The organism is Streptomyces hypolithicus (assembly GCF_052934925.1).
The window spans coordinates 4,960,883-4,983,173 of record NZ_CM128811.1 but is presented as its reverse complement, the minus strand read 5'-3'; the positions used below and the strand labels follow the sequence as shown (position 1 = coordinate 4,983,173).

Genomic DNA, 22,291 nt, shown 5'->3' with positions numbered 1-22,291 from the left:
GACGGCGCCCTGTCACGCCACATGCGGTTGCAGTACTAGTAGCTCCGCTACGAGGACTGTCCGGCGCCTTGCGATCGCACGCACCGGACGCCGCTCCTTGACCCACAGGGAATTGTCAGACACCCCCAAGGACACGCCTCACGTCCCCTCGAACACCTCCCGGGTGAGGAACGCGAGCCGCGCCCGCTTCTCCGGGAGGAAGACCTCCGGCAGGTCGACCTCCGGCAGCACCACCTCCGGCCCGACCTCGAAGCCCGCCCGCTCCAGCCGCGCCACCGCCTTCTCGTTGAGGACGTCCGGCTCCGCCACCAGCCGCTGGTGGGCGGAGTCGGAGAACACGAAGCCGACGAGCGCCGCCAGCAGGTTCGCGGTGAAGCCGCGCTCTGCCACGGCGCCCTCTCCTGACCCCGGCCCGACCAGCAGGTGGATTCCGCAGTCGCCCGCCCGGACCTCGTAGCACTCGCTGACCCGGTCGGCCTCGGGCTCGTACGTCTGGAAGAGCGCCACCGGCTCGCTGTCCCGCAGCGCCAGATATCCGTGATGTGTGGTGAGCGAGTCGAGGTGCGCGTAGATCTCCCTGACCTGCTCGCGCGTCGCGTCCCCCATCCCCCAGAACCGGGCCCGCTCCTGGGTGACCCAGCCGTGCAGCAGCGTGGCGTCGCGCTCCGCGTCGACGGTGACCAGGTGCACCGTCCCGAAGCCGGGGATCTTCTGCTCGTACACGGGATCGGCGTCGATCATCGTTGTTCCTCGTTCCTTGCGTGCCCTTGCGTGCGTCGATTCTTCGGTCAGGCGGTCCCAGTCGGTGGTCACGGGTACGAGTTCGCCCCGCAGCCACACCGGCAGTTGGTCACAGTGGTGGGCGTCGCCCGCGACACCGGACGCGCCGAGCGGCACCACCCACAGGCTGTCCTCGCGCCGGGCGAGGTCCCAGACGTAGCGGGCGGCGGGCCCCCGCGCGCACCGGTCGGTGACGCCCGGGATGCTGGACGTGGACAGCACGCAGTCGTGGTCCCCGGCCAGACCCGGCCAGCCGCCGGCCGGCGCGGACGGCAGTGCCTGCCACGGCGTGAGGAGGTGTACGTCGCCCCAGGGCGCCGGCGCCGGATCCGTGGCGGCGATCGCCTCGACGGCCGCCGCCACCGCGCCGGGTCTGTCGATGCCGGGCAGCAGATCCGTGGTCAGCAGCGTCTCCAGCGCGAAGCCGACGCGCGAAGTGAGGGCCAGCCAGGGCCGGAAGATCCCGGGGTACGCCGGGTCCGCGACCGGCTCGGTCAGCGCGCCGAGGTCGGGGTGGGCGGCGATCCGCCGCACCACCTCCGTCCGTACGGCGGCGTACAGCGTGGCCTCCCTGCTGTCGGCCTCCATGCGCCGGTCCCAGGCCAGCAGCCGGTCCCGCAGGCGTGCGGCCTTCGGGCCGAGGCCGTCCAGAGAGGCGAGCAGAGCGATCAGGGGGCGCGCCGACGCGAGGGCGGTGTCGGTGTGGACGGCCGCCATGTCGGCGGCGGTCCATGACGTCGACGCGTCGAGCAGGTACGCGATGCGGTCGGCCCGGTACGGCGGTGCGAACTCCACACCGAGCGGCGCGGCCAGGCCCCGCTGGTTGGCCATCACCGCGAAGCCGTCGACGTCGGCCCGCGGCAGCGGACCGTGCACGCCCGTCCAGGTGTACGCCGCGTCCCAGGCGGGTACGACGCGCAGCCCGTTGTCGCGGTGGCGCAGCGGCACCCGGCCGGCGACCCGGTGCAGCAGGCCGCCCGCTGTGTCGGCGGCCTGGACGACGTTGACGGGCTCGACCCACTTCTCGAAGGCGGCGTCCACGTCGGCGACGGTGCGTGCCCGAAGCAGCGCGGCAAGTGCGCCGAATCCGAGGTCTTCGTACACCCGGGTCGGGCAGCGCAGGCTGACGGTCATGTCGTCGCCGGGGGCTCCGATGATGACGGGCCCGCGCTCGGTCTCGACGACTTCGACCTCGACAGGGTCACTGCCGGCGACCTCGACGGTCTCGGTGTGCGCGGTGGCTGGGCGCCAGCCGTCGGGGCCCAGCGCCTCGACACCGTCGGGGCCGCGGCGCAACTGCTCGCGGTAGAGGTCCTGATAGTCGGCCATGGCATTGGTGATGGCCCAGGCCACCGTTGAGGTGTGGCCGAAGTGGGCGATGCCGGGGACTCCGGGGACGGCAAGTCCGACCACGTCGAACTCGGGGCAGGCCAGGCGTATCTGCTGGTAGACGCCGGGGGCTTCGATGAAGCGGTGTGGGTCGCCGGCGATCAGGGGCGCACCGGTGGCGGTGCGCTCGCCGGTGACGAGCCAGCCGTTGCTGCCGCTGGTGCCGGGGCCGTCGGTGGCGAACAGGGTGACCGCCTCGCCGCCGAGCCTGCGGGCGACCTCCTCACGCCACAGCTTGGTGGGGAAGCCCGCGAACAGGATGTGCGTCGACAGCCAGACCCCCAGCGGGGTCCACGGCTGCCACTGCCCCGGGGCGAGTGCGACCGCCGCGAACTCCGGGGCGCGCGAGGCTCCTTCGACGAGGCCGGAGTTGACCCCTTCGACGTACCGGGTGATCCACGCCGCGGTGTCCGCGTCGAGGGCGCGGAAGCAGCGCCTGGCGGTGTCGTCGAGGCGGGAGCGGCGGGCGAAGGTGTCCCAGTCGACGGCGTCGGCGCCGAGGAAGGCGGCCGTGGTGCCCTGAGCCCGGTGCCGTTCGATCTCGAGCTGCCAGGCGCGGTCGGTGGCGGCGTTGCGACCCTGGGCGAAGGCGAGTTCGTGCGCGCTGTCGGCGCGGAGATGGGGGATTCCCCAGGCGTCCCGGAAGACCTCGGCACTCACTTGTTTCCCATCCAAATTTTCACACGATTTAGGTTAGGCTGACCTAACTTAACGGACGGGTGTTCGGGAAACAATCCCGGACCTGCGGGGAGGAGACTGCGGTGGGGCACGGCTGGGAGGGCGCGGTACTGAAGCTGCTGCGCGGCAAGGACTTCACGTTCACCGTGACCGGGGCGGAGCAGGTCACGGAGGACTACCGGCGCCTGCACTTCACGGACGGCGGCCTGCTCGCGGCGGCGGGCACGCACCCGACGATGTGGGTGCGGATCTGGTTCGACAACGCCGGCAAGCCGCACCAACGCGCGTACACCCTCGTCGACCCCGACGTCACGGCCGGCACGTTCAGTCTGGAGTTCGCCCTGCACGAGGGGTGCGCGAGCGACTGGGCGCGCGAGGCGCAGCCGGGTGACACGATCGAGGCGACGCTCCAGGGCACGGGCTTCGACATACCGGACCCGCTGCCGTCGCGGCTGCTGGTGGTCGGCGACCCGGCGTCGCTGCCCGCGATCAACTCGCTGCTGGACGCCATGCCCGGGGTGCCGGCGACGCTCTGGTTCGAGACATCGCACGCCTCGGACGACGAGCTGCCGCTGCGGCTGGATCCGGCCCGCCACGAACTGCGCCGCGTGCCCCGGCGGGAGGCCGGGGCACATCTGGTCGCCGAGGTGAAGGAGGCGCTGGCCGGACCGGCCGAGGACCGGGCCGGGGTGTACGTGTGGATCGCGTGCGACACGGCGACGACGCGGACCCTGACGACGTACGTACGCAAGGACCTGGGGCCGGCGAAGGGGCGGGTCCACTCGCTGGGGTACTGGCGCGCCGCGTAGCACCTCGGCGACCGGAAACCGCAACGCAGAGGCAAACGGGCGTTCACCGCGCCACACTTGACGCACCGCGCCCCCCATCGCGCCCCGAGGAGACCCTCCGATGCCCGCACCCCACACCGTCCTGCTCACCGGCGCCGCCGGCGGCCTCGGCACCCTGATGCGGGGCCTGCTGCCCGCGTACGGATACGTGCTCCGCCTCTTCGACGCGACTCCCATCGAGGGCGAACCGGGCGCGGTCACCGCCGATCTCACGGACAAGGAGGCACTGCGCGAGGCCCTGCGTGGCGTCGACGCGGTGGTCCATCTCGCCGGGATCGCGCTGGAGGCACCCTTCGAGAAGATCATGCGCTCCAACATCGAGGGCACGTACAACCTCTATGAGGCAGTCCGTCAGGAAGGTGTCCGCCGCGTCGTCTTCGCGTCGTCCAACCACGCGGTCGGCTTCACCCCGCGCCCGGCCCCCGGCGGGCCGCTCATCCCGATCGGCGTCCCGCACCGCCCCGACACGTTCTACGGGCTCTCCAAGGCCTTCGGCGAGGACCTCGCACAGCTCTACTGGGACCGGCACGGCGTCGAAAGCGTCTCGGTGCGGATCGGCGCCTGCCTCATGGAGCCGAGCACGGTGCGGATGCTGTCGGTCTGGCTGAGCCCCGGTGACTGCGCCCGCCTCTTCCACGCCGCACTGACCGCCGAGGACGTGGGCCACACCGTCGTCTACGGCTCGTCGGCCAACACCCGTCTGTGGTGGGACCTGACGTCCGCGCGGGCCATCGGCTACACACCGCAGGACGACTCGGAGCAGTACGCCGACAAGCTCGTCGCCGACCAGGGCGAACTCGACCCGTCCGACCCCGCCCACACCCGCCTGGGCGGCGATTTCTGCACCGACCCGCCCCAGTGGCCGGTCGGTCTAAGACGGTCGGTCTAAAGCGCGCGACGGGGAAGGCAGTCGGCGGGCATCATGCGGTCATGCCACGACCACACGGATTCTGTTACGAGCAGTTCGGCGACGGCACCGTCGTCGTCACCCACCAGGGGCGGACCGCCGGCACCCTGCGGGGAAACCGGGCGGAGAAGTTCCTCACCGAGGTCCGGTCGGGGGACGGTCAGCTGGTCATGGCCCGCTGGACCGGGGCGTACAAACACGGCAACGAGCGGACCGCCAGGAATCACCCGCGGAACGGGTGAACGGCAAGGGAACGGCAAAGCGGTGTCGGTCGTTAGCCCTGGCATGACCGCAATGACACCCGGCTCGAACATTCCGCTTCCCACCGCCCGCGTGGCCGTGGACGTTGCCGCCCCGGTGCGGCTCGACGTATCGGGCCTGCTGCTCACCGCCGAGGGCAAGGTGCGCTCCGACGACGACTTCATCTTCTACAACCAGCCCGCGGGGCCCGGTGTCACCTACCGGTCCGGCGGCGGCACGGCCCCCGACGCGATCGTGGTGGACACCTCGGCAGTCCCGCCGGGCATCGAGAAGATCGTGGTCACGGCGAGCCCCGACGCCGCGGGCCAGACGTTCCAGGGCGTCGAGCCCACCGCCACGGTGCGGGGCGACGACGGGGCGGCGATCGCGTCGTTCACCCCGCCGCAGCTCGGCTCCGAGACGGCGCTCGTGATCGTCGAGATCTACCTGCGCAACGGCGCCTGGAAGGTCCGCGCGGTCGGCCAGGGTTACGCGAACGGGCTGGCCGGTATCGCCACCGACTTCGGCGTCTCGGTGGATGAACCCGCGGCCCCCGCCGCCACCGCGGCCTCCACGCCCGCTGCCACCCCTGCGGCGCCGCCCGCCCCGCCGGTGTCCGACCCCCGCGTCGCCGCCGCCCCGGCGGCCCCCTCCGCCCCCGCCGCACCGCCCGCAGCTCCTGCCGGGTCCGGGAAGGTCAACCTCGACAAGGGCCGGGTCAGTCTCCAGAAGAACCAGACCGTCTCGCTGGTCAAGGGCGGCCGCCCGCTGCTCTCCCAGGTCAAGATGGGCCTCGGCTGGGAGCCCGCGTTCCGCGGCAAGGACATCGACCTCGACGCGTCCGTCATCGCCTACGACGGAAACCGCAAGCACCTGGACAGCTGCTACTTCGGCAAGCTGACGATCCTGGGCGGTGCGGTCAAGCACTCCGGGGACAACCTCACCGGCGAGGGCGCGGGCGACGACGAGGTGATCGTCGTCGACCTCGGCCGCATCCCGCCGGAGGCGACCGGCCTGGTGTTCACGGTGAACTCCTTCACGGGACAGAAGTTCACCGAGGTGGCCAAGGCGTACTGCCGTCTGCTGGACGCGGCGACCGGTGAGGAACTGGTCCGCTTCGACCTGACCGGCGCCGAGCCGCAGACGGGGGTGATGATGGCAAAGCTGATCAAGCAGTTCTCTGGCGAATGGGAAATGACCGCCATCGGCGACTTCGTGAAAAGCCGCACCGTGCGGGGAATGGTCAAGCCGGCTGCCCAGGCCCTCTAGCGCTGACGCGCGGAAAGGCTCCTAGAGCTTGGTCAGCTTGACGAACGGGCTCAGGATGCGACCCTGTCGCCCTGCGAAGTCGATGAGAACCGCTGCATCACCTTCGACCGCGATGACCCTCCCGAGTCCGAACTGATCATGCGAAACCCGGTCGCCCACCTCGAATACCTCGATCGGTGGGGCGGCCGCGGCCGGGACGTTGAAGGGACTGGACGGCAGGTAGCGCCGGGCTCCGGCTGACTTTGTCATTGCTTGAGAGTATGCGCCCCGCGAGGCTGCCACGCCATGCCCGTCCATGATCACTTCCCCTGGGGGCGGTCCGTACCCCTCCTCGCGGGCGCCCCGGGGGCACTCCCCGAGCCGGCGTCCGCCGGGGCGCCGTAGGGCCGTCCACCTGCCGTTGCGGACAGAGCGTGACCGAACTGTGCCCCTGCGGAGCCCGGTCGCGGCCGCGGTGTTCACCGCATTCGGGCCGGTCCGCCCTGTCCGGCGAGTTGGGCGCGGCCCCGGAAGCCGCCGCCGGAGTGCGGCCCGGCCGCGCCGGCGCCGCAACCGGACGGCCGGCGTAGGCGTGAGGAAGGGCATACGGGACACTGGACGACGCAGGTCTGGACGGCGCAGACCCCGACGACGGGAGGGACCACGGCATGGCCGCACGCGCGGAGTACCGCACCGTCGCACCGATCGGGGCAGGCGGTACGGGCCGGGTCGAGCTCGCGCGCAACTCCGCCGGCCGCCTCGTCGCGCTCAAGACGGTGCACGAGCACCTGACCGCCGCCCCGCGCTTTCGCGAGCGCTTCCGCCGGGAGGCCGCCGCCGCCCTACGGGTCCGCGGACCGTTCACCGCGACGGTGACCGACGCCGGTACCGAAGACAGCGAGCCCTGGCTGGCCTCCGATTACTGCGTGGGACCGCCCCTCGTGGACGTCGTCACCACCGCCGGTCCGCCGTCCCCCGCCGACCTCGCCACCTTCGGCTCCGCGATCGCCGTGGCCCTGTCGGCCGTCCACGGCGCGGGCCCCGCCCTGCTCGACCTCAAGCCCGCCCATGTCCTGATCACCCGCCGGGGCCCGAAGATCATCGATTTCGGTACGGCCGGACGCTCGGCGGGTCAGGACCCTGCCGTCGCCGGCTTCCTCGGCTTCGTCGCCCCCGAGCTGCTGACGCCGGGAAGCCGGACGGACACCCCCGCCGACGTGTTCGCGCTGGGGGCGCTCCTCGCCCTGTCCTGCACGGGACGCAACCCGTTCGGGTCCGGCAGCCCCGACGAGATGACCCGCCGCACCCTGCACGACGGCCCCGACCTCGTGGGTGTGCCGGGTCCCGAGTGGCCGGGCTTCCTCGCGCGCTGCCTGACCGCCGCGCCCGCAGCCCGGCCGAGCATGCCAGAGGCCCTGGCCTGGTGCGCGGAGCGTGCCGCCCCCGCGCCGTGGTGGGAGCAGGATCCGGTGACCGACCTGATCCGCGAGCGCGAGGACGACTTGGCGGAGCTCCTCGCGGTCAGCGGCGGCGCCACGGGCCGGTGATGGCGAGCAGGATGCCCGGGGTCTGGATGCTCGCGTAGAGCGTCTTCCCGTCGGGCGAGAAGACCACCCCGGCGAACTCGCTGTACTCCGGCTCGGCGTCCGTACCGAGGTTGAGTTCGTTGCGTGCGATGGGGTACGTACGACCTCGCTCGGTGGCGCCGAGGAGGTGCTGGCCGCCCTCCCCGTCCTCCGCGATGACCAGGCCGCCGTACGGCGAGACGGTGATGTTGTCGGGGCTGTCGAACTCGCCGCCGGTGCCCAGGAGCACCTTCAGCGTGAGCGTGCGGTGGCGGGGGTCGTAGAACCAGACCTGGCCGTCGTGCGGACGGCCCGGGCTCTCGTCACGGGCGTACGACGACACGATGTACGCGCCGCCGTCGGCCCACCACATGCCCTCCAGCTTGCGGCCGCGCGTGATGTCACCGTCGTCGAACTGCTGGCGCACCGGTACCGTCCGACCGTCCCGGTCGGGCACATCGACCCAGTCGACGCCGTACACCGTGCCGATGCGGGTGGCGCGCGACAGGTCGTCGACGAACCGGCCGCCGGAGTCGAAGCACTGGGCGGCCTGCAGGACGCCCGCGTCGTCGGCGAGCCGGCGCAGCTGCCCGCGGCCGTGCTTGAAACCGTGCGGCGGCACCCAGCGGAAGAGCAGGCCGTTCGGCTCGGAGTCGTCCTCGGTGAGGTAGGCGTGGCCGCGCTTAGGGTCGATGACGACGGCCTCGTGGTCGAAGCGGCCGAAGGCTTTGACGGGCCGGGGGCCGAGGTTGGCCCGCCGGTCGTAGGGGTCGACCTCGAAGACGTACCCGTGGTCCTTGGTCATGCCGTTCTCGCCTGCCCGGTCGGTGTTCTCCTCACAGGTCAGCCAGGTGCCCCAGCTGGTGCGCCCGCCCGCGCAGTTGGTGGAGGTGCCGGCGATGCCGACCCACTCGGCGATCTCGCCGCCACGGTGCACCTCGACCACCGTGCAGCCGCCGGACGCGGCCGGGTCGTACACCAGGCCCTCGGTGAGCGGGACGGGGTGCTTCCACTTGGAACGCGGCCCCTTCAGCTCGTGGTTGTTGACGAGCAGCGTCACACCGCGCAGGCCCTCGAACGTGGCGGTGCCGTCGTGGTTGGACGGCGTGTACTCACCTGACTCCAGCCTGGTCACACCGGAGTGCGTGATGATCCGGTACGAGAACCCCCTGGGGAGGGCCAGGATCCCCTCCGGGTCGGCGACGAGCGGCCCGTAGCCGGGGTCGTGCCCGTGCCTCCCGGCCCCCTCACCGGCGTCCCCGGCCGCGTCCCCGGCCCCTGCGGTCTCATCGGCGTCGTCCGCCGCGAGCGCGCCGGGGGCGGTGGCGAGCGCGCCGACGCTGCCGGTGAGCGCGACCGCGGCACCGGTGAGCGCGGAGCGCGCGGTGAAGTCCCTGCGGGTGAGCGTCATTTCGGACCTCCTGGGGCCCTTGGTGGGCACGTGTTCTCGGCCTCAGGCTTCCTCGCGCGTATAAACGAGAGCTGAACAATGTCCGACTTCCGAAGGGCACCGTCATGCACCTGCCCCCTCCGGCCTCCGCGCCCTCGTCACCGGCGCGGCGCGCGGGCTCGGCCGCGCATCAGGGCGCAGAGCCTAACGGCCTGGTGCGCGATAGGGGACGGGCCCGCGACGCCGGCTACGGCACCTCGCCGCGTTGGCGAAACGCCCTAATAGCTCCGCTATGAGGACGCTCCGCCGCCTTGCGATGCACCGCATCCGACGCCGCGGGCTGATCCACCCCGTATCGCACACCAGGCCGTAAGCCCGTCCGGCGCTTGAGGACCGGGGTCCGGAGCCCCGCTGCCCCCGGCGCAACCCCCAGCCCGTCAGGCGCTCGAGGGCCGGGGTCCGGGGCGGAGCCCCACACGCGGCGGAGCCGCACAATGTCACTGCGGGAAGGGGCGGGGTGGGGAATGGCCCCCGCCAGGGGGTCGGAGCGTGACGGGCCGTCTCCTCGGGTGCCGAACCCGGAAGCCGCGCTCAGCCGCGCGACCGCGCCTTGAACGCCGCCTTGCGGGCATCCTTCGCCGATCTCTTGTCCGGGTGCAGGCGCCCCATCGCCTCGAGTACGTCGGCCGTGGCCGGGTGATCCACCCGCCAGGCCGCGTCGAAGAAGCCGCCGTGCCGGCCGGTGAGCCCCGCGATGAGCCCCTGGAGTTCGTCCGGTTCACCGTCCGCGTCCAGCTGCGCAGCGATGGTGTCGATCGCGAGCCAGAAGATCATCGACTCGGGCGGCGGCGGCACGTCGGCCGCGCCCGCCTCGGCGAGCCAGACCCGGGCCAGGCCACCGAGCTCCGCATCGCCGAGCACCTCGCGCACCGCGGCCTCCGCCTCCGGGCCGACCAGCGACAGCGCCTGCTGGCTGCGGAGCCGGCGCAGCGGCGCGCCCCGGTCGGTGCCACGGGCTGCGGCCAGCAACTCCTCGGCGGCCACGGCCGGTTCGCGGCGCGCGAGCCACAGCTGCGTCTCGGTTCCGGCCGACACCTCGGGGAAGTAGGCGATGCCGTCGAGGAGCGCCTGAGCGCCCCGGTCCGCGAGGTCACCGACCGCGGGCGCGTCGACACCGGCTTCGAGCATGCGGGCCCGGACGCCGTACAGACCGAGCGGGGTCAGCCCCACCATGCCGTACCGCGAGACGTCCTCGTCGTCGACGGGCGGCTGCGGCTCGGTGCCCTCCTCCGCCATCAACGCCTCGTCGACCGGCTGGTAGGCGACGAGCCCGATCGGCTCCAGCACCCGGAACTGGTCGTCGAGCCGCATCATCGCGTCCGACACCTGCTCCAGTACGTCGTCGGTGGGCTCCCCCATGCCGTCGGGCACGATCATGGAGGCTGCGAGAGCCGGCAGCGGCACCGGCCCCTGTGCCACTGCCTCGGCGACGGTCAGCAGGTAGAGATTGCCGAGTACGCCCTCCAGGAACTCGGCCTCCGCCTCCGGGTCCCAGTCCAGCGCCTCGAAGTCGATCCGCCCGTCCTCGCCGACGACCTCCGCGAGGTCGTCCAGGACCGGCGCCGTGGCGTCAGCGAAGACGGCGTCGAAGGCGTCGAGCCAGATGGCTAGGATCTCCTGGGGGCTTCCCGAGGTGAGCACGGCCAGGTTCTCGCCGGCCGTCACCGTGCCATCGCCGACCCAAGCGTCGTTCTCCTTGCCGTCCGAGCCGTCGTCCTCTTGGTCGTCGCCCGCGAGGTCGACCAGCCCCGCGTCGACGGCGATGCGCCAGGCCTCGCTCGCGTCCGCCGCGCCGTCCTCGTCGGCGGCGAGCCCGAGGTGCTCGGCGGCCTCGGCCAGCTGCTCGTCGACGAGTTCGCCGCCCACGCCGACCCGCGTTGCGGGCCCCGCCCACCGGGCGAGCCGCGCGGCTCGCGCGAGCAGCGGTGCGGTCAGCGCCTGCCGCGCCAACTCGGCGTCGGAGTGGAGCCGCACCGGCGGCAGAGTGGGGCGGTCACCGGACATCTGGGGGTTCTCCTCGGGCATGCGGGTCGGGCGGCCCCCAGCGTAGACGCATTTGCCCTCATGCCACCTGGTTCATGTACCCGTCAGAATCCGTATCCCCGGCGGACACCTGGGGCACCTTGACAACTCCCCTGCCCACGCAAGAGATTGACGCGCGTAGAACTGTGTTTTCCACCCCTCGCTTCCCACCCCTCACCCTCGCACTCGGAGCCACGTGATGACTGCCCGTTCCTCCCTCCCCAGATCAGCCGCCGTCGCGGCCGTCGTGGCCGCCGCACTGGCCGGCGGTCTGCTGGCCGGCTCGACCTCCGCTTCCGCCGCGGAGATACGGATCCACGACATCCAGGGCACCACCCGCATATCCCCGCTCGCCGGACAGCAGGTCACCGACGTGTCGGGGATCGTCACGGGTGTGCGGACGTACGGCTCGAAGGGCTTCTGGTTCCAGGACCCGCGGGCCGACGGCGACGACGCCACCAGCGAAGGCATCTTCGTCTTCACCGGCTCCGCGCCGACCGTGGCCGTGGGCGACGACGTCCTGGTGTCCGGGACGGTCGGCGAGTACATCCCGGGCGGTACGTCGTCCGGCAACCAGTCGGTCACCCAGCTCTCCAAGCCGGTCGTGACCGTGGTCTCCGCGGGGAACCCGCTGCCCGCGCCGGTGACCGTCTCCGCGAAGTCGGTCCCCTCGCGGTACGCCCCCGAGGGTGACCCGGCGGCGGAGGGCAGCGTCAACGCGCTGCCGCTGAAGCCCCGCGAGTACGCCCTGGACTTCTACGAGTCGCTGGAGGGCAGCAACATCCGGATCGGCACCTCGCGGGTGGTCGGCGCCACCGACCCGTACTCCGAGCTGTGGGTTTCGGTGAAGCCGCACGAGAACGACAACCGGCGCGGCGGCACGGTCTATGGCTCGTACACCTCGCAGAACACCGGCCGGCTCCAGATCCAGCAGCTCGCCCCGATCTCGCAGCAGCCGTTCCCCAAGGCGAACGTCGGCGACGTGCTGTCGGGTACGACCGAAGGCCCCCTGGACTTCAACCAGTTCGGCGGCTACACCCTGACCGCCCGCACTCTCGGCTCGATCATGGACCGCGGCCTGGAGCGCGAGTCGACCCGCCCGCAGCGCGACGGCGAGCTGTCGGTGGCGACGTACAACGTGGAGAACCTGGACCCGTCCGACCCGCAGACCAAGTTCGACGCCCTGGCGGCCGCGGTGGTGGACAACCTCGCCTCGCCCGACATCCTCGCCCTGGAGGAGATCCAGGACAACAGCGGTGCGAAGAACGACGGCACGGTCTCCGCCGAGGAGACGCTGAAGAAGTTCACGGCCGCCGTCGTGGCGGCCGGCGGCCCGTCGTACGACTGGCGCACGATCGACCCGGTCAACAACAAGGACGGCGGGGAGCCGGGCGGCAACATCCGCCAGGTCTTCCTCTTCAACCCCGAGCGGGTCTCCTTCACCGACCGCGCCGGCGGCGACGCGACGACCGCGACCGATGTCGTACGGGACAAGGGCCGCGCGGCCCTGACCCGTTCGCCGGGCCGCATAGACCCCGCGAACGCGGCCTGGGAGAACAGCCGCAAGCCGCTGGCCGGGGAGTTCACCTTCCGCGGGCGCACGGTCTTCGTGATCGCCAACCACTTCGGTTCGAAGGGCGGCGACGAGTCCCTGGCCTCGCACCACCAGCCGCCGGTGCGCAAGTCCGAGGCGCGGCGTCTGGAGCAGGCCAAGTCGGTCAACGCGTTCGTCAAGGGCGTCCTCGCCGCGGAGCGCAACGCGGACGTGCTGGTCGTCGGCGACATCAACGACTTCGAGTTCTCGGCCACGACACAGGCCCTGACGGCGGACCGCGCGCTGTACCCGGCCATCAAGTCGCTGCCCCGGTCGGAGCGTTACTCGTACGTCTTCCAGGGCAACAGCCAGGTCTTGGACCAGATTCTGACGAGCCCGTCGATCGGCCGGTTCGCTTACGACAGCGTGCACATCAACGCCGAGTTCGCCGAGCAGAACAGCGACCACGACCCGCAGGTGCTCCGCTTCCGCCCGTAGTACCGGCGGTACGGCCGAGGGCTGCTCGCCCGCGCTCAGGCCGAGCGCGGGCGAGCAGCGCCGCACGTCGCCGCTGGCGCTGGGGCCGCCGCCGCCGATGGCACTGGCACTGGCACTGACACTGCGAGAATCCGACCATGATCCTTCGCCCCGCCACCCGCCCGGACCTGCCCGCGATCCTCGCCCTCCTCGCCGACGAGGATCAGACCGTCGACCCGGCGTCGGCCATCGTCGAACCGGCGCACGAGCGGGCCTTCGCCGCGATCGTCGGCGACGGCCGCAACGAGATGCTGGTCCTCACGGACGACGCCGGCGTGGTGCTGGGGTGCCTTCAGGCGACGTACATCCCGGGACTCGGCAGGGGCGGAGCCGAGCGGGCTCTGCTTGAGGCGGTACGGGTCAGGGCGGACCGGCGGGGCGCCGGGCTCGGGCGGGAGCTGATCGAGCGGGCCGTCGAGCGGGCCCGTGAGCGCGGCTGCGCGCTGGTGCAGCTGAACAGCAACAAGCGCCGCACCGACGCGCACCGCTTCTACGCCTCGCTCGGATTCACGCGCAGCCACGACGGTTTCAAGCGCAACGTGTGACCGCCGGCGGGACCGTCGAGGACGTCGGTCGTGCCGGACGGGAAATGGCCCCATTGTTCAGCTTTGCTTGTCAGTCACCGCAAGACAATCTAAGTAGACCTTAAGCGTCCGCCCCGCCGACACTGCCCGTATGAACCCAGCACCCCCAGCACCCCGCCCCTTCGGCCGGGCCCTCTGCGCGATGGTCACACCCTTCACCCCCGATGGCGGGCTCGACCTGGACGGCGCCCAGCGGCTCGCCGACCGCCTGGTGGGCCAGGGAGGCTGCGACGGTCTCGTACTCAACGGCACCACCGGCGAGTCTCCGACCACCACCGACGCCGAGAAGAGTGCGCTCATACGCGCCGTGTGCGAGGCGGTCGGGGACCGGGCTGCCGTACTGGCGGGGGTGGGCAGCGCCGACACCCGGCACACCGTCGAGCTGGCTCAGGCGGCCGAGCGCTCGGGCGCGGCCGGCCTGCTGGTGGTCACGCCGTACTACAGCCGGCCGCCGCAGGCCGCCGTGGAGGCCCACTTCCGCCGGGTCGCGGACGCGGTCGGCGTTCCGCTGATGCTGTACGACATCCCCGCCCGCACCGGCACCCGCATCGAGACCGCGACGATGCTGCGGCTCGCGGAGCACCCTCGTGTCGTCGCGGTCAAGGACTGCGCGTACGACCTGCTGGGCAGCGCCACCGTCATCGCCGGGACCTCGCTCGCCTACTACTCCGGCTGCGAGGAGCTCAACCTCCCGCTCTACGCCCTGGGCGGCGCGGGGTACGTGAGCACGGTCGCCAACGCCGCACCCCGGGCCATGCGCGCGGCCCTGGACGCCTACGACGCAGGAGAGACGACCGCCGCCGCGCTCGCCCACGGGCGGACGGTCCCACTCGTCACGCTGATGATGGCCTCGGGGCTTCCTGGCACGGTGACCGCCAAGGCCCTGCTGGCCGCTCTCGGCCGGCCGGCCGGAGGGGTCAGGGACCCGTTGCAGCCTGCCGACCGGACCACCGCAGACGGGCTGCTGGCGGCGTACGAGGAACTGACTCAGTCAAAGACGTAGGTCCTGCCGAGGATCGCCGCGTGCTCCAGCACGTCCTCCAACGGGTCGTCGATCTGACCGGTGGAGATGAGCGAGACGCGCGGCGCGTTGTGCGAGTTGCTGTGCGTCTCGTCGGCGTACGCCGCCCCTGCGGGCAGCCCCACCGCCACCAGAACCGCACTACATCCAGTCAGCCATCGGGCCGTCGCCCGCGTCCGCCGTGCCAGCATTCCGTGAGCTCATCCTGATTCATCGTCCGATGTGCCGACCTGCTTATCGACCGAATGGCGCGGAGGTCATGCAAGATCATCCGTCAGGGTGCAACTCACGTCTAGAGTCGCAGGTCAAGCCCTGGGGAATGGCGCAACGGGACGTCCTGATAGATCAGCTTGTGTCGAGCAAGAAGATCATCGGGAGTCCCGTTGCAGGAGAAGTCTGTCATCACGCGTACGGTCGAGGCGGCCGGGGGTGTGTACGCGCCGGGTCACTTGGGCGAGTTGACCCAGATCGTGGACTTCGTGCTGGTGGACGCGGTGATTGAGGAGACCGGGTCACGGGAGAGGCGACTGCGGCTGCTGCCGTCCCGGGTCGTGGTCTACTTCGTCCTCGCGCTGGCTCTGTTCGAGGACTGTTCCTATCGGGGTGTGTGGGGCAAGCTGACGGCGGGGCTGGAGGGACTGCCGTTGGTGCGTCCGGCGGTCTCCTCGCTGTCCAGGGCCCGGCGGCGGATAGGGGCGGCGCCGCTGCGGCGGCTGTTCGAGGTTCTCGCCGGACCCGTCGCCCATCTCGGGCAGGCCGGTTCGTTCTATCGAGGGCTTCGGACCGTGGCCGTGGACGGCACCTTGCTGCACGTACCGGATGAGGAGGCGCTCACCTGGCGCTATCCCAAACGAGCGGGCGAGAGTGTGGAGTTCGGCTACCCGCTGCTGCGACTCGTGGTCCTGGTCGAGTGCGGCACCCGTGCCGTGCTGGCCGCTGCGTTCGGCCCCGAGAGTGACGGCGAACTCACCTATGCAGGACGCCTGCTGAGCATGCTGGACCGCACGATGCTCCTGCTGGCCGATGCCGGCTTCGATGCGAACGAGTTCGTCCGGGACGTCCAGGCCACCGACGCCCAGTTCCTGGTGCGCTCCTCCGCCCGCCGGATACCCACCCCCTTCCGGCACCTGGGTGACGGCTCCTACCTGGCCCGGATCGGCTACGGTGTCCTGCCCGTCCTGCTGACCGTCCGCGTCATCGAGGCGTCCGTCACCGTGACCCTGGCCGATGGCACCGTCCGCACCGAGCAATGGCGCCTGCTCACCAGCCTCCTCGACCCGGCCGCCCACCCAGCCGCCGGGCTCGTGGATCTCTACCACGAGCGGTGGCAGTCGGAGACGACGTATTTCTCGATCAAGGCCACCATGCTGGACGGCCGTGTCCTGCGCTCCCGCAGCCTGACCGGCCTCGACCAGGAGGTATACGCCCTGCTCACCACCTACCAGGCACTGATCCGCGCCGCCGCCGACACCGCCTGCACCCGGCCCGGCCTGGACATGGACCGCATCAGCTTCACCGTCCTGCAGACCACCGCCGCCGACACCGTCACCACCGCGACCGCAATCCTGCCCCCGGCGGGTCCCGCCGAGCTCATCGGCCCCATCGGCCGGGCCGTCCTCGACGCTCTTCACCCCGCCCGCCACCGACACCGCGTCAAGGCCCGCACCCGCAAGAACCCCACCAGCAAGTACGGACCGAACGCCGGACAACACCCCACGACCAGCCAGCACTACACCGTCCACACCACCGTCACGTTCTTCGAACACGGGCTTGCGAACCGCTCACGGAGGTAAACGCAACGGTGTTGGGGTGCAACTGACGCCCACGGCACGAGTCGAGCACCCTCCCGGACCGATCTGCGGCGCACGGCCCGGGAGGATCGCTCAGGGTCAGTTGTGGCTGTGCAGTACGTCGTTCAGGCCGCCCCAGACCGCGTTGTTCGGGCGGGCCTCGACAGTGCCGGTCACCGAGTTCCGGCGGAAGAGGATGTTGCTCGCACCGGACAGCTCGCGGGCCTTGACGATCTGCCCATCGGGCATCGTGACGCGGGTGCCCGCCGTCACGTACAGGCCGGCCTCGACGACGCACTCGTCGCCGAGCGCGATGCCGACGCCGGCCTCGGCGCCGACCAGGCAGCGCTCACCGATGGTGATGCGCACGTTGCCGCCGCCGGAGAGGGTGCCCATGGTGGACGCGCCGCCACCGATGTCGGAGCCGTTGCCGACGACGACACCGGCCGAGATGCGGCCCTCGACCATGGAGGTCCCGAGGGTGCCGGCGTTGAAGTTGACGAAGCCCTCGTGCATGACGGTGGTGCCCTCGGCGAGGTGCGCGCCGAGGCGGACCCGGTCGGCGTCGGCGATACGAACGCCCTTGGGCGCGACGTAGTCCGTCATCCGCGGGAACTTGTCGACCGAGGTGACCTGGAGGTGCAGACCCTCTGCCCGCGCGTTCAGCCGTGCCGTCTCCAGCTGGTCGACGGCGACAGGGCCGAGCGAGGTCCAGGCGACGTTGGCGAGCAGCCCGAAGACACCGTCCAGGTTCTGGCCGTGCGGCCGCACCAGGCGGTGGCTGAGCAGGTGCAGACGCAGGTACGCGTCGTGGGCGTCCAGCGGCTTGTCGTCGAGCGAGGCGATGACCGTACGGACGGCGACGATCTCCACGCCCCGTCGGGCGTCGGGGCCGACGGCCTTGGGCGCGGAGGCGCCGAGCAGCTCGGCGGCGCGCTCGGGGGTCAGGCGCTCGGTGCCGGCGGGGCCGGGCTCGGCGACGAGCTCGGGGGCGGGGAACCAGGTGTCGAGGACGGTGCCGTCGGCGGCGAGAGTGGCAAGGCCGGCGGCGGCTGCGCCGGTGGTGCGAGTGGCTGTCGTATCGGTCATGCCCGAACGCTAACCGCCCCCACCGCACCGAGGCCAACCGATCCCGCATACCGGTCCTCCCACCACCTGCGCCGACGCCCCCGCCCCGCGCCCGCGCATCACATCCAGGCTCCTTTCCCGCAGCCCAGCACCCGCCCAACGCGCCGCCCGCATTCAGCCCGTCGAGGGGGTCCCTCCCATGCCCTTCGGGCCATGGGGGAGCTTGAGGACCGGGGTCCGGGGCAGAGCCCCGGTAGTGGGGAGGGGCGGGCAAGTGGGCCGGGGAGAAGCCGCCCCACCTCCGACGCGACAGAGGCGCCCCGCGCCCAGCACCACCCCGCCCGCCACCACCGCCACCGCCGCGGACAGCGGCCACAACAGCCCGGGCGCCGCCTCGTACAGCGCGCCTCCCAGCGGCGGCCCGAGGACGAAGCCGCTGACGGAGACACCCGAGTACAGGCTCTGGAACCGGCCCTGCACATGATCCGGCGCCTCGTCCGCGACGTACGCGGTGGCCGGAGTCTTGTAAAGAATCTCGCCCGCACTCAGCAGCAACGCCATGGCGACGGCCACCGCGACCGACGCGCCGAACGTCAACGCCCCGTAGCCCAGCCCGACCAGCACCAGACCCAGCCCGACGACGGCGAGCGGCGGGCGGCGGCGCAGGGCGAGGGTGGCCGGGAGTTCGAGGCACAGGATCAATTCGCCGTTGATGGCGAGCAGCCAGCCGTAGACGAGCGGGTTCACACCGTGGTCGCCGAGGAAGACGGGGACGGTGGAGTACATCTGCCGGTACACGATGTCCGCGAAGAAGATCGACACGAGCAGCGCCAGGACCGCGGGCCGCGCCCGCAGCTCACGCCACACGCCGGTCCGCCGGGGCGGTTCACCGGCTGCGGCCCCTCCCGGCGCGGGCTTGCCCAGGACCACACCCCCGGGTACCACCCTTGCCACGTACAGGGCGAACAGGAGCGTGACGACGCCGTCGGCGACAAAGATCACCGTGCACGAGAACTCCGCCGCGACCAGCGCCCCCAGCGGCCCGCCCACCGCGAAGCCCGCGTTCCCCGCGGCCCGCATCACGGCGAAGCCCTGGCGGCGCGAGCCGTCCGCCACGCAGACCGCGACGAGCGCGGAGTCAACGCCTTGCGCGACCCCGTCGCCGCCGGCACCCCGTACACCGTCCTGTACTGCTTCCCCAGTGCCTACTCCCGAGCCGACGCCTACCCGCCGGGCTGGGCCGCGATCCCCGGCGCCACCGGCTGCACTCTCGAATCCTGCACCTACCGCGACCGGCTGGCCGAGTTCACGGCGGCAGGCGCGACCGTGCACGGGGTCTCCGTCCAGCGTCCCGACGAGCAGCGTGCGTTCGCCGACAGGGAAGGGCTGCGATTTCCGCTGCTGTCGGACGCGGACCTGACGCTTGCGGCCGCGCTGCGCCTGCCGACGTTTCGGGCGGCGGGCATGAGCCGGCTGAAGAGGCTGACGCTGGTGGTGGAGCGGGACCGCACGATCCGTGAGGTGTTCTACCCGGTCACGGACATCGCCGGGAGCGTCGGTGCGGCGCTCGCCGCCGTCGAGCGGCTCAGCCGATGATCCGGGACAGCATCTCGCGGGCGTACGCCTCGTCGTAGTCCGCGGCGGTCAGGAGCACCTGGAGGCAGATGCCGTCCATCAGGGCCACCAGGGCCCGCGCGGTCACCGCATCGGTGCGCGCGGTCAGCTGGTCGGCCACGCCGGCGCACCATTCGGCGGCGACGGGGCGCAGGGCGGGGCGGCGCAGGGCGGCCAGGTACAGCTCGTACTCCAGCTCCACCCCGGTACGGTCGCCCGACAGCCACTCCCCCAGCAACCGCGCGAGTTCGTCCGCGAGGTCGACGCGGGGGTCGTCGAAGGCGCCGCGGGCGCTGACCGCCTTGGCGAAGCCCTCATTGGCCTGCCGGAGCGCGGCGACCATCAGCTCGTCGAGGGTCTTGAAGTGGTACGTCGTCGAGCCGAGCGGCACATCCGCCTCGGCGGCGGCCGACCGGTGGCTCAGCCCCGCGAGGCCCTTGCTCCCGACGACCCGTATCGCCGCGTCGATGATGCGCCGGCGGCGCCCGGGGTCGTAGCGGCGGGCCATCAGTGCGCGCCGCCCAGGTTGAGCACGACGACTCCGCCGATGACCAGGGCGATGCCCGCGAGCTTGACCGCGTTCGCCGATTCCCCGAGGAAGAGCATGCCGATGGCCGCGACCGCGGCCGTTCCGGCGCCGGCCCAGATCGCGTAGGCGGTGCCGACCGACATGGTCTTCAGGGTCTGCGCGAGCAGGGTGAAGGCGAGGAGGTAGCCGGCGGCCGTGCCGATCGAGGGCCACAGCTTGCTGAATCCGTCGCTGTACTTCATGGCCGTGGTCCCGGCCACCTCCGCCGCGATGGCCGCGGCCAGCAGTACGTAGGGCATGCGTACGAGCGTACAGATCGTTGCGTACGTATGTACACATGACCTTTCGCCGTTTCGCACGACCCCAGCCGCCCGATACGGTGTAGCGCCTGGTCAGGGCAGTGAAATGGGCAGTGACATGGTCAGTGAAATCCGACGGGAGAGACAGTGGCGCACGATTCGGGATGGAACGGTCCCCACGGGGGCGGGCCGTACGCGGGGCAGCACACCGGGCCCCCACCCCCCGGCTGGGGCGGCGGCTGGATGCCGCCTCAGCCCCCGCCGCCCAAGCCCGGCGTGATACCACTCGCCCCGCTGGTCGTCGGGGACATCCTTGGCGGTGCCTTCAGCGCGATGGGCCGGCACTGGAAGCAGTTGTTCGGCATATCCGTGCTCGTGTGCGCCGCCGCGTTCGCGGTGGTGGCCGCGGCCCTGGCGGTCGCGTACGGAGCCACCCAGGACAGCGTCGACAGAGTCTTCGACTCTGGACCCTACGACGACCGGATCGACACCGAAACCGTGACGTCCCTGGTCATCGCCTTCGCCGCGGTGTGGATCGTCGCCATGCTGGTGATGATCGTCGCCACCGCGACCATCCAGGCCTGCTGCCCCGCCATCCTGCAGGACGCGGTGCTCGGCCGTCGCAGCTCCATCGGCGCGGTGTGGCGCCGCACCAGGAGCCGGGTGCCCGCGGTGATCGGCGCGTTGCTGCTGCCGGGGCTCGCCCTGACGCTCGTCGCGGGGCTCTTCGTCGCGAGCTATGTCGCCGCGATGGTCTCGCTCGTCTCCGACGACCTCAGCGGTGGCTGGGCTGTACTCGGCATCGCCTTGACGCTCACGCTGATGCCCGCGGGCGTCTGGCTCTGGGTGCGGTACAGCCTGGCGCCGGCCGTCGTGGTCTTCGAATCGCAGCGGCCCGTCGCCGCGCTGCGCCGCTCGGCGCTGCTGGTGCGGGGCTCGTGGTGGCGGATCTTCGGCGTCAGCCTTCTCGGCTACGTGATCGCGTCGGTCGCGAGCTACTTCATACAGTTGCCGCTGACCGTCATCGGCATGCTGACGAGCATGCCCGATCTGACCGATCTCGACCCCGAGGCGGGCGCGGGCGAGACGCTTGCCGCTATGGGTTCGTACCTCTCGTTCGTCCTGGTGGGCAGCATCATCAGCCACGTCATCGCCACCACCTTCCCGCAGCTGGTGACCGGCCTGCTCTACGTCGACCAGCGCATCCGCAGGGAGAACCTGGCACCGGCCCTCGCCGAGGCGGCGGCATCGGCGGCAGCCCCGCACTGACACGGCGTACGACATCGGCATACGGCGAAGGGGCCCCCGGCACGGCCGGGAGCCCCCTTCGCACGGTCTCGCCGGGCTCAGACGTTGAAGCCGAGCGCGCGCAGCTGCTCACGCCCGTCATCGGTGATCTTGTCCGGCCCCCACGGCGGCATCCAGACCCAGTTGATCTTCAGCTCGCTGACGATGCCCTCGGTCGCCGACTTCGCCTGGTCCTCGATGACATCGGTCAGCGGGCAGGCCGCGGACGTCAGGGTCATGTCGAGGGTGGCGACGTTCGACTCGTCCACGTGCACGCCGTAGATCAGGCCCAGGTTGACGACGTCGATGCCCAGCTCGGGGTCGACCACGTCGTACAGCGCCTCGCGGACCTCCTCCTCGGAGGCCGGCTTCATCGTCACGGCTTCGGTCTCGGTGGGTGTCACAGCGTTCTCGCTCATGCGGTCTTCCTCACAGCCTTGTCGCGGTCTTCACCCATCGCCTGGGCCGTCGCGTCCTTCCATGCCATCCAGCTCAGCAGAGCACACTTCACTCGCGCGGGGTACTTCGAGACACCGGCGAACGCGACAGCGTCCTCCAGTACCTCCTCCATCGCGTCGTCCGGCTCCAGCTGGCCCTTGGACTGCATCAGCTCCAGGAAGGTCGCCTGGATCTTGTTCGCGTCGGCCAGCTCCTTGCCGACCAGCAGCTCGTTCAGCACGGAGGCGCTGGCCTGGCTGATGGAGCAGCCCTGGCCCTCGTACGAGACGTCGGCGACGGTCTCGCCTTCGTACCTCACGCGGAGCGTGATCTCGTCTCCGCACGTCGGGTTGACGTGGTGCACCTCGGCGTCGCCGTCCCGCAGGCCGCGCCCGTGGGGGTGCTTGTAGTGGTCCAGGATGACTTCCTGGTACATCGAATCCAGCTTCACGATCCCCAGCCC

Annotated in this window: 21 protein-coding genes and 1 pseudogene; 11 read left to right on the top strand and 11 right to left on the bottom strand. The window is 71.5% G+C overall.

Features of this window, described 5'->3' with window-relative positions; all coding sequences use genetic code 11:
- Positions 1 to 138: 138 nt before the first annotated feature.
- On the bottom strand, positions 139 to 2,829 hold the full coding sequence (locus ACU6WZ_RS23435) for a GNAT family N-acetyltransferase (RefSeq protein WP_447030147.1): 2,691 nt from the start codon (positions 2,827 to 2,829) through the stop codon (positions 139 to 141).
- A gap of 101 nt (positions 2,830 to 2,930) precedes the next feature.
- Here ACU6WZ_RS23435 and ACU6WZ_RS23430 point away from each other — a divergent pair, with 101 nt between their 5' ends.
- The 4 genes from ACU6WZ_RS23430 (at position 2,931) to ACU6WZ_RS23415 (ending at position 6,111) form a co-directional block, all read left to right on the top strand.
- On the top strand, positions 2,931 to 3,656 hold the full coding sequence (locus tag ACU6WZ_RS23430) for a siderophore-interacting protein (protein WP_447030145.1): 726 nt from the start codon (positions 2,931 to 2,933) through the stop codon (positions 3,654 to 3,656).
- Positions 3,657 to 3,756: 100 nt separating this feature from the next.
- On the top strand, positions 3,757 to 4,584 hold the full coding sequence (locus ACU6WZ_RS23425) for an NAD-dependent epimerase/dehydratase family protein (protein ID WP_447030144.1): 828 nt from the start codon (positions 3,757 to 3,759) through the stop codon (positions 4,582 to 4,584).
- Positions 4,585 to 4,625: 41 nt separating this feature from the next.
- Positions 4,626 to 4,844 carry a hypothetical protein gene (locus ACU6WZ_RS23420; protein WP_447030143.1) on the top strand — a complete coding sequence of 73 codons (219 nt, stop codon included), beginning with the start codon at positions 4,626 to 4,628 and terminating at the stop codon, positions 4,842 to 4,844.
- A 43-nt stretch (positions 4,845 to 4,887) separates the two neighbouring features.
- Positions 4,888 to 6,111 (top strand): TerD family protein, encoded by a 1,224-nt coding sequence (locus ACU6WZ_RS23415; RefSeq protein WP_447030142.1) that lies wholly within the window; start codon positions 4,888 to 4,890, stop codon positions 6,109 to 6,111.
- A 21-nt stretch (positions 6,112 to 6,132) separates the two neighbouring features.
- Here ACU6WZ_RS23415 and ACU6WZ_RS23410 read toward each other — a convergent pair whose 3' ends face one another.
- Positions 6,133 to 6,360 carry a hypothetical protein gene (locus ACU6WZ_RS23410; RefSeq protein ID WP_447030141.1) on the bottom strand — a complete coding sequence of 76 codons (228 nt, stop codon included), beginning with the start codon at positions 6,358 to 6,360 and terminating at the stop codon, positions 6,133 to 6,135.
- A 398-nt stretch (positions 6,361 to 6,758) separates the two neighbouring features.
- On the opposite strand from ACU6WZ_RS23410, the gene ACU6WZ_RS23405 reads away from it, so the two are divergent.
- Positions 6,759 to 7,637: a protein kinase domain-containing protein gene (locus tag ACU6WZ_RS23405; protein WP_447030140.1), complete on the top strand. Its 879-nt coding sequence runs from the start codon at positions 6,759 to 6,761 to the stop codon at positions 7,635 to 7,637.
- Here ACU6WZ_RS23405 and ACU6WZ_RS23400 read toward each other — a convergent pair.
- On the bottom strand, positions 7,612 to 9,066 hold the full coding sequence (locus ACU6WZ_RS23400; RefSeq protein ID WP_447030139.1) for an alkaline phosphatase PhoX: 1,455 nt from the start codon (positions 9,064 to 9,066) through the stop codon (positions 7,612 to 7,614). The two genes, ACU6WZ_RS23405 and ACU6WZ_RS23400, sit on opposite strands and share 26 nt — an antisense overlap.
- A 570-nt stretch (positions 9,067 to 9,636) precedes the next feature.
- Complete coding sequence (locus ACU6WZ_RS23395) at positions 9,637 to 11,109, bottom strand: hypothetical protein (protein WP_447030138.1); 1,473 nt, start codon at positions 11,107 to 11,109, stop codon at positions 9,637 to 9,639.
- 217 nt (positions 11,110 to 11,326) lie between these two features.
- Here ACU6WZ_RS23395 and ACU6WZ_RS23390 point away from each other — a divergent pair, with 217 nt between their 5' ends.
- The 3 genes from ACU6WZ_RS23390 to dapA all read left to right on the top strand — a co-directional run bounded on the left by ACU6WZ_RS23390 (position 11,327) and on the right by dapA (position 14,785).
- A complete protein-coding gene (locus ACU6WZ_RS23390; RefSeq protein WP_447030137.1) occupies positions 11,327 to 13,159 on the top strand; it encodes a DUF8508 domain-containing protein in 1,833 nt (610 codons plus the stop codon).
- A gap of 137 nt (positions 13,160 to 13,296) precedes the next feature.
- Complete coding sequence (locus ACU6WZ_RS23385) at positions 13,297 to 13,743, top strand: GNAT family N-acetyltransferase (protein ID WP_447030136.1); 447 nt, start codon at positions 13,297 to 13,299, stop codon at positions 13,741 to 13,743.
- Positions 13,744 to 13,873: 130 nt separating this feature from the next.
- Positions 13,874 to 14,785: a 4-hydroxy-tetrahydrodipicolinate synthase gene (dapA, locus tag ACU6WZ_RS23380; protein ID WP_447030135.1), complete on the top strand. Its 912-nt coding sequence runs from the start codon at positions 13,874 to 13,876 to the stop codon at positions 14,783 to 14,785.
- Here the strand turns inward: dapA and ACU6WZ_RS23375 are convergent.
- The gene (locus tag ACU6WZ_RS23375; RefSeq protein WP_447030134.1) at positions 14,770 to 14,994 is read right to left on the bottom strand and encodes a hypothetical protein; all 225 of its coding nucleotides are present in this window, start codon (positions 14,992 to 14,994) and stop codon (positions 14,770 to 14,772) included. The two genes, dapA and ACU6WZ_RS23375, sit on opposite strands and share 16 nt — an antisense overlap.
- A gap of 192 nt (positions 14,995 to 15,186) precedes the next feature.
- Here ACU6WZ_RS23375 and ACU6WZ_RS23370 point away from each other — a divergent pair, with 192 nt between their 5' ends.
- Positions 15,187 to 16,596, top strand: coding sequence for an IS4 family transposase (locus ACU6WZ_RS23370; protein WP_447029603.1), 1,410 nt, complete (start codon positions 15,187 to 15,189; stop codon positions 16,594 to 16,596).
- A 96-nt stretch (positions 16,597 to 16,692) separates the two neighbouring features.
- Here the strand turns inward: ACU6WZ_RS23370 and dapD are convergent, their stop codons facing one another.
- Together dapD and ACU6WZ_RS23360 are read right to left on the bottom strand one after the other, a co-directional pair.
- On the bottom strand, positions 16,693 to 17,682 hold the full coding sequence (dapD, locus tag ACU6WZ_RS23365; protein ID WP_447030133.1) for a 2,3,4,5-tetrahydropyridine-2,6-dicarboxylate N-succinyltransferase: 990 nt from the start codon (positions 17,680 to 17,682) through the stop codon (positions 16,693 to 16,695).
- Positions 17,683 to 17,835: 153 nt separating this feature from the next.
- Positions 17,836 to 18,777 carry an MFS transporter gene (locus ACU6WZ_RS23360; RefSeq protein WP_447030132.1) on the bottom strand — a complete coding sequence of 314 codons (942 nt, stop codon included), beginning with the start codon at positions 18,775 to 18,777 and terminating at the stop codon, positions 17,836 to 17,838.
- A 33-nt stretch (positions 18,778 to 18,810) separates the two neighbouring features.
- On the opposite strand from ACU6WZ_RS23360, the pseudogene ACU6WZ_RS23355 reads away from it, so the two are divergent.
- Positions 18,811 to 19,257: pseudogene (locus tag ACU6WZ_RS23355) on the top strand (peroxiredoxin); the annotation flags it as partial.
- On the opposite strand, the gene ACU6WZ_RS23350 reads toward ACU6WZ_RS23355, so the two are convergent.
- Positions 19,247 to 19,783 carry a TetR/AcrR family transcriptional regulator gene (locus tag ACU6WZ_RS23350; protein WP_447030131.1) on the bottom strand — a complete coding sequence of 179 codons (537 nt, stop codon included), beginning with the start codon at positions 19,781 to 19,783 and terminating at the stop codon, positions 19,247 to 19,249. The pseudogene ACU6WZ_RS23355 and the gene ACU6WZ_RS23350 sit on opposite strands and share 11 nt — an antisense overlap.
- On the bottom strand, positions 19,783 to 20,103 hold the full coding sequence (locus ACU6WZ_RS23345) for a DMT family transporter (protein ID WP_447030129.1): 321 nt from the start codon (positions 20,101 to 20,103) through the stop codon (positions 19,783 to 19,785). Before ACU6WZ_RS23345 ends, ACU6WZ_RS23350 begins: the two co-directional genes overlap by 1 nt.
- A gap of 243 nt (positions 20,104 to 20,346) precedes the next feature.
- On the opposite strand from ACU6WZ_RS23345, the gene ACU6WZ_RS23340 reads away from it, so the two are divergent.
- A complete protein-coding gene (locus tag ACU6WZ_RS23340) occupies positions 20,347 to 21,372 on the top strand; it encodes a DUF7847 domain-containing protein (RefSeq protein WP_447030128.1) in 1,026 nt (341 codons plus the stop codon).
- Between the two features lie 77 nt (positions 21,373 to 21,449).
- Here ACU6WZ_RS23340 and ACU6WZ_RS23335 read toward each other — a convergent pair whose 3' ends face one another.
- The gene (locus tag ACU6WZ_RS23335; protein ID WP_447030127.1) at positions 21,450 to 21,809 is read right to left on the bottom strand and encodes a metal-sulfur cluster assembly factor; all 360 of its coding nucleotides are present in this window, start codon (positions 21,807 to 21,809) and stop codon (positions 21,450 to 21,452) included.
- Complete coding sequence (sufU, locus tag ACU6WZ_RS23330; RefSeq protein ID WP_447030126.1) at positions 21,806 to 22,279, bottom strand: Fe-S cluster assembly sulfur transfer protein SufU; 474 nt, start codon at positions 22,277 to 22,279, stop codon at positions 21,806 to 21,808. The genes ACU6WZ_RS23335 and sufU overlap by 4 nt, the downstream gene beginning before the upstream one ends.
- Positions 22,280 to 22,291: the final 12 nt, after the last annotated feature.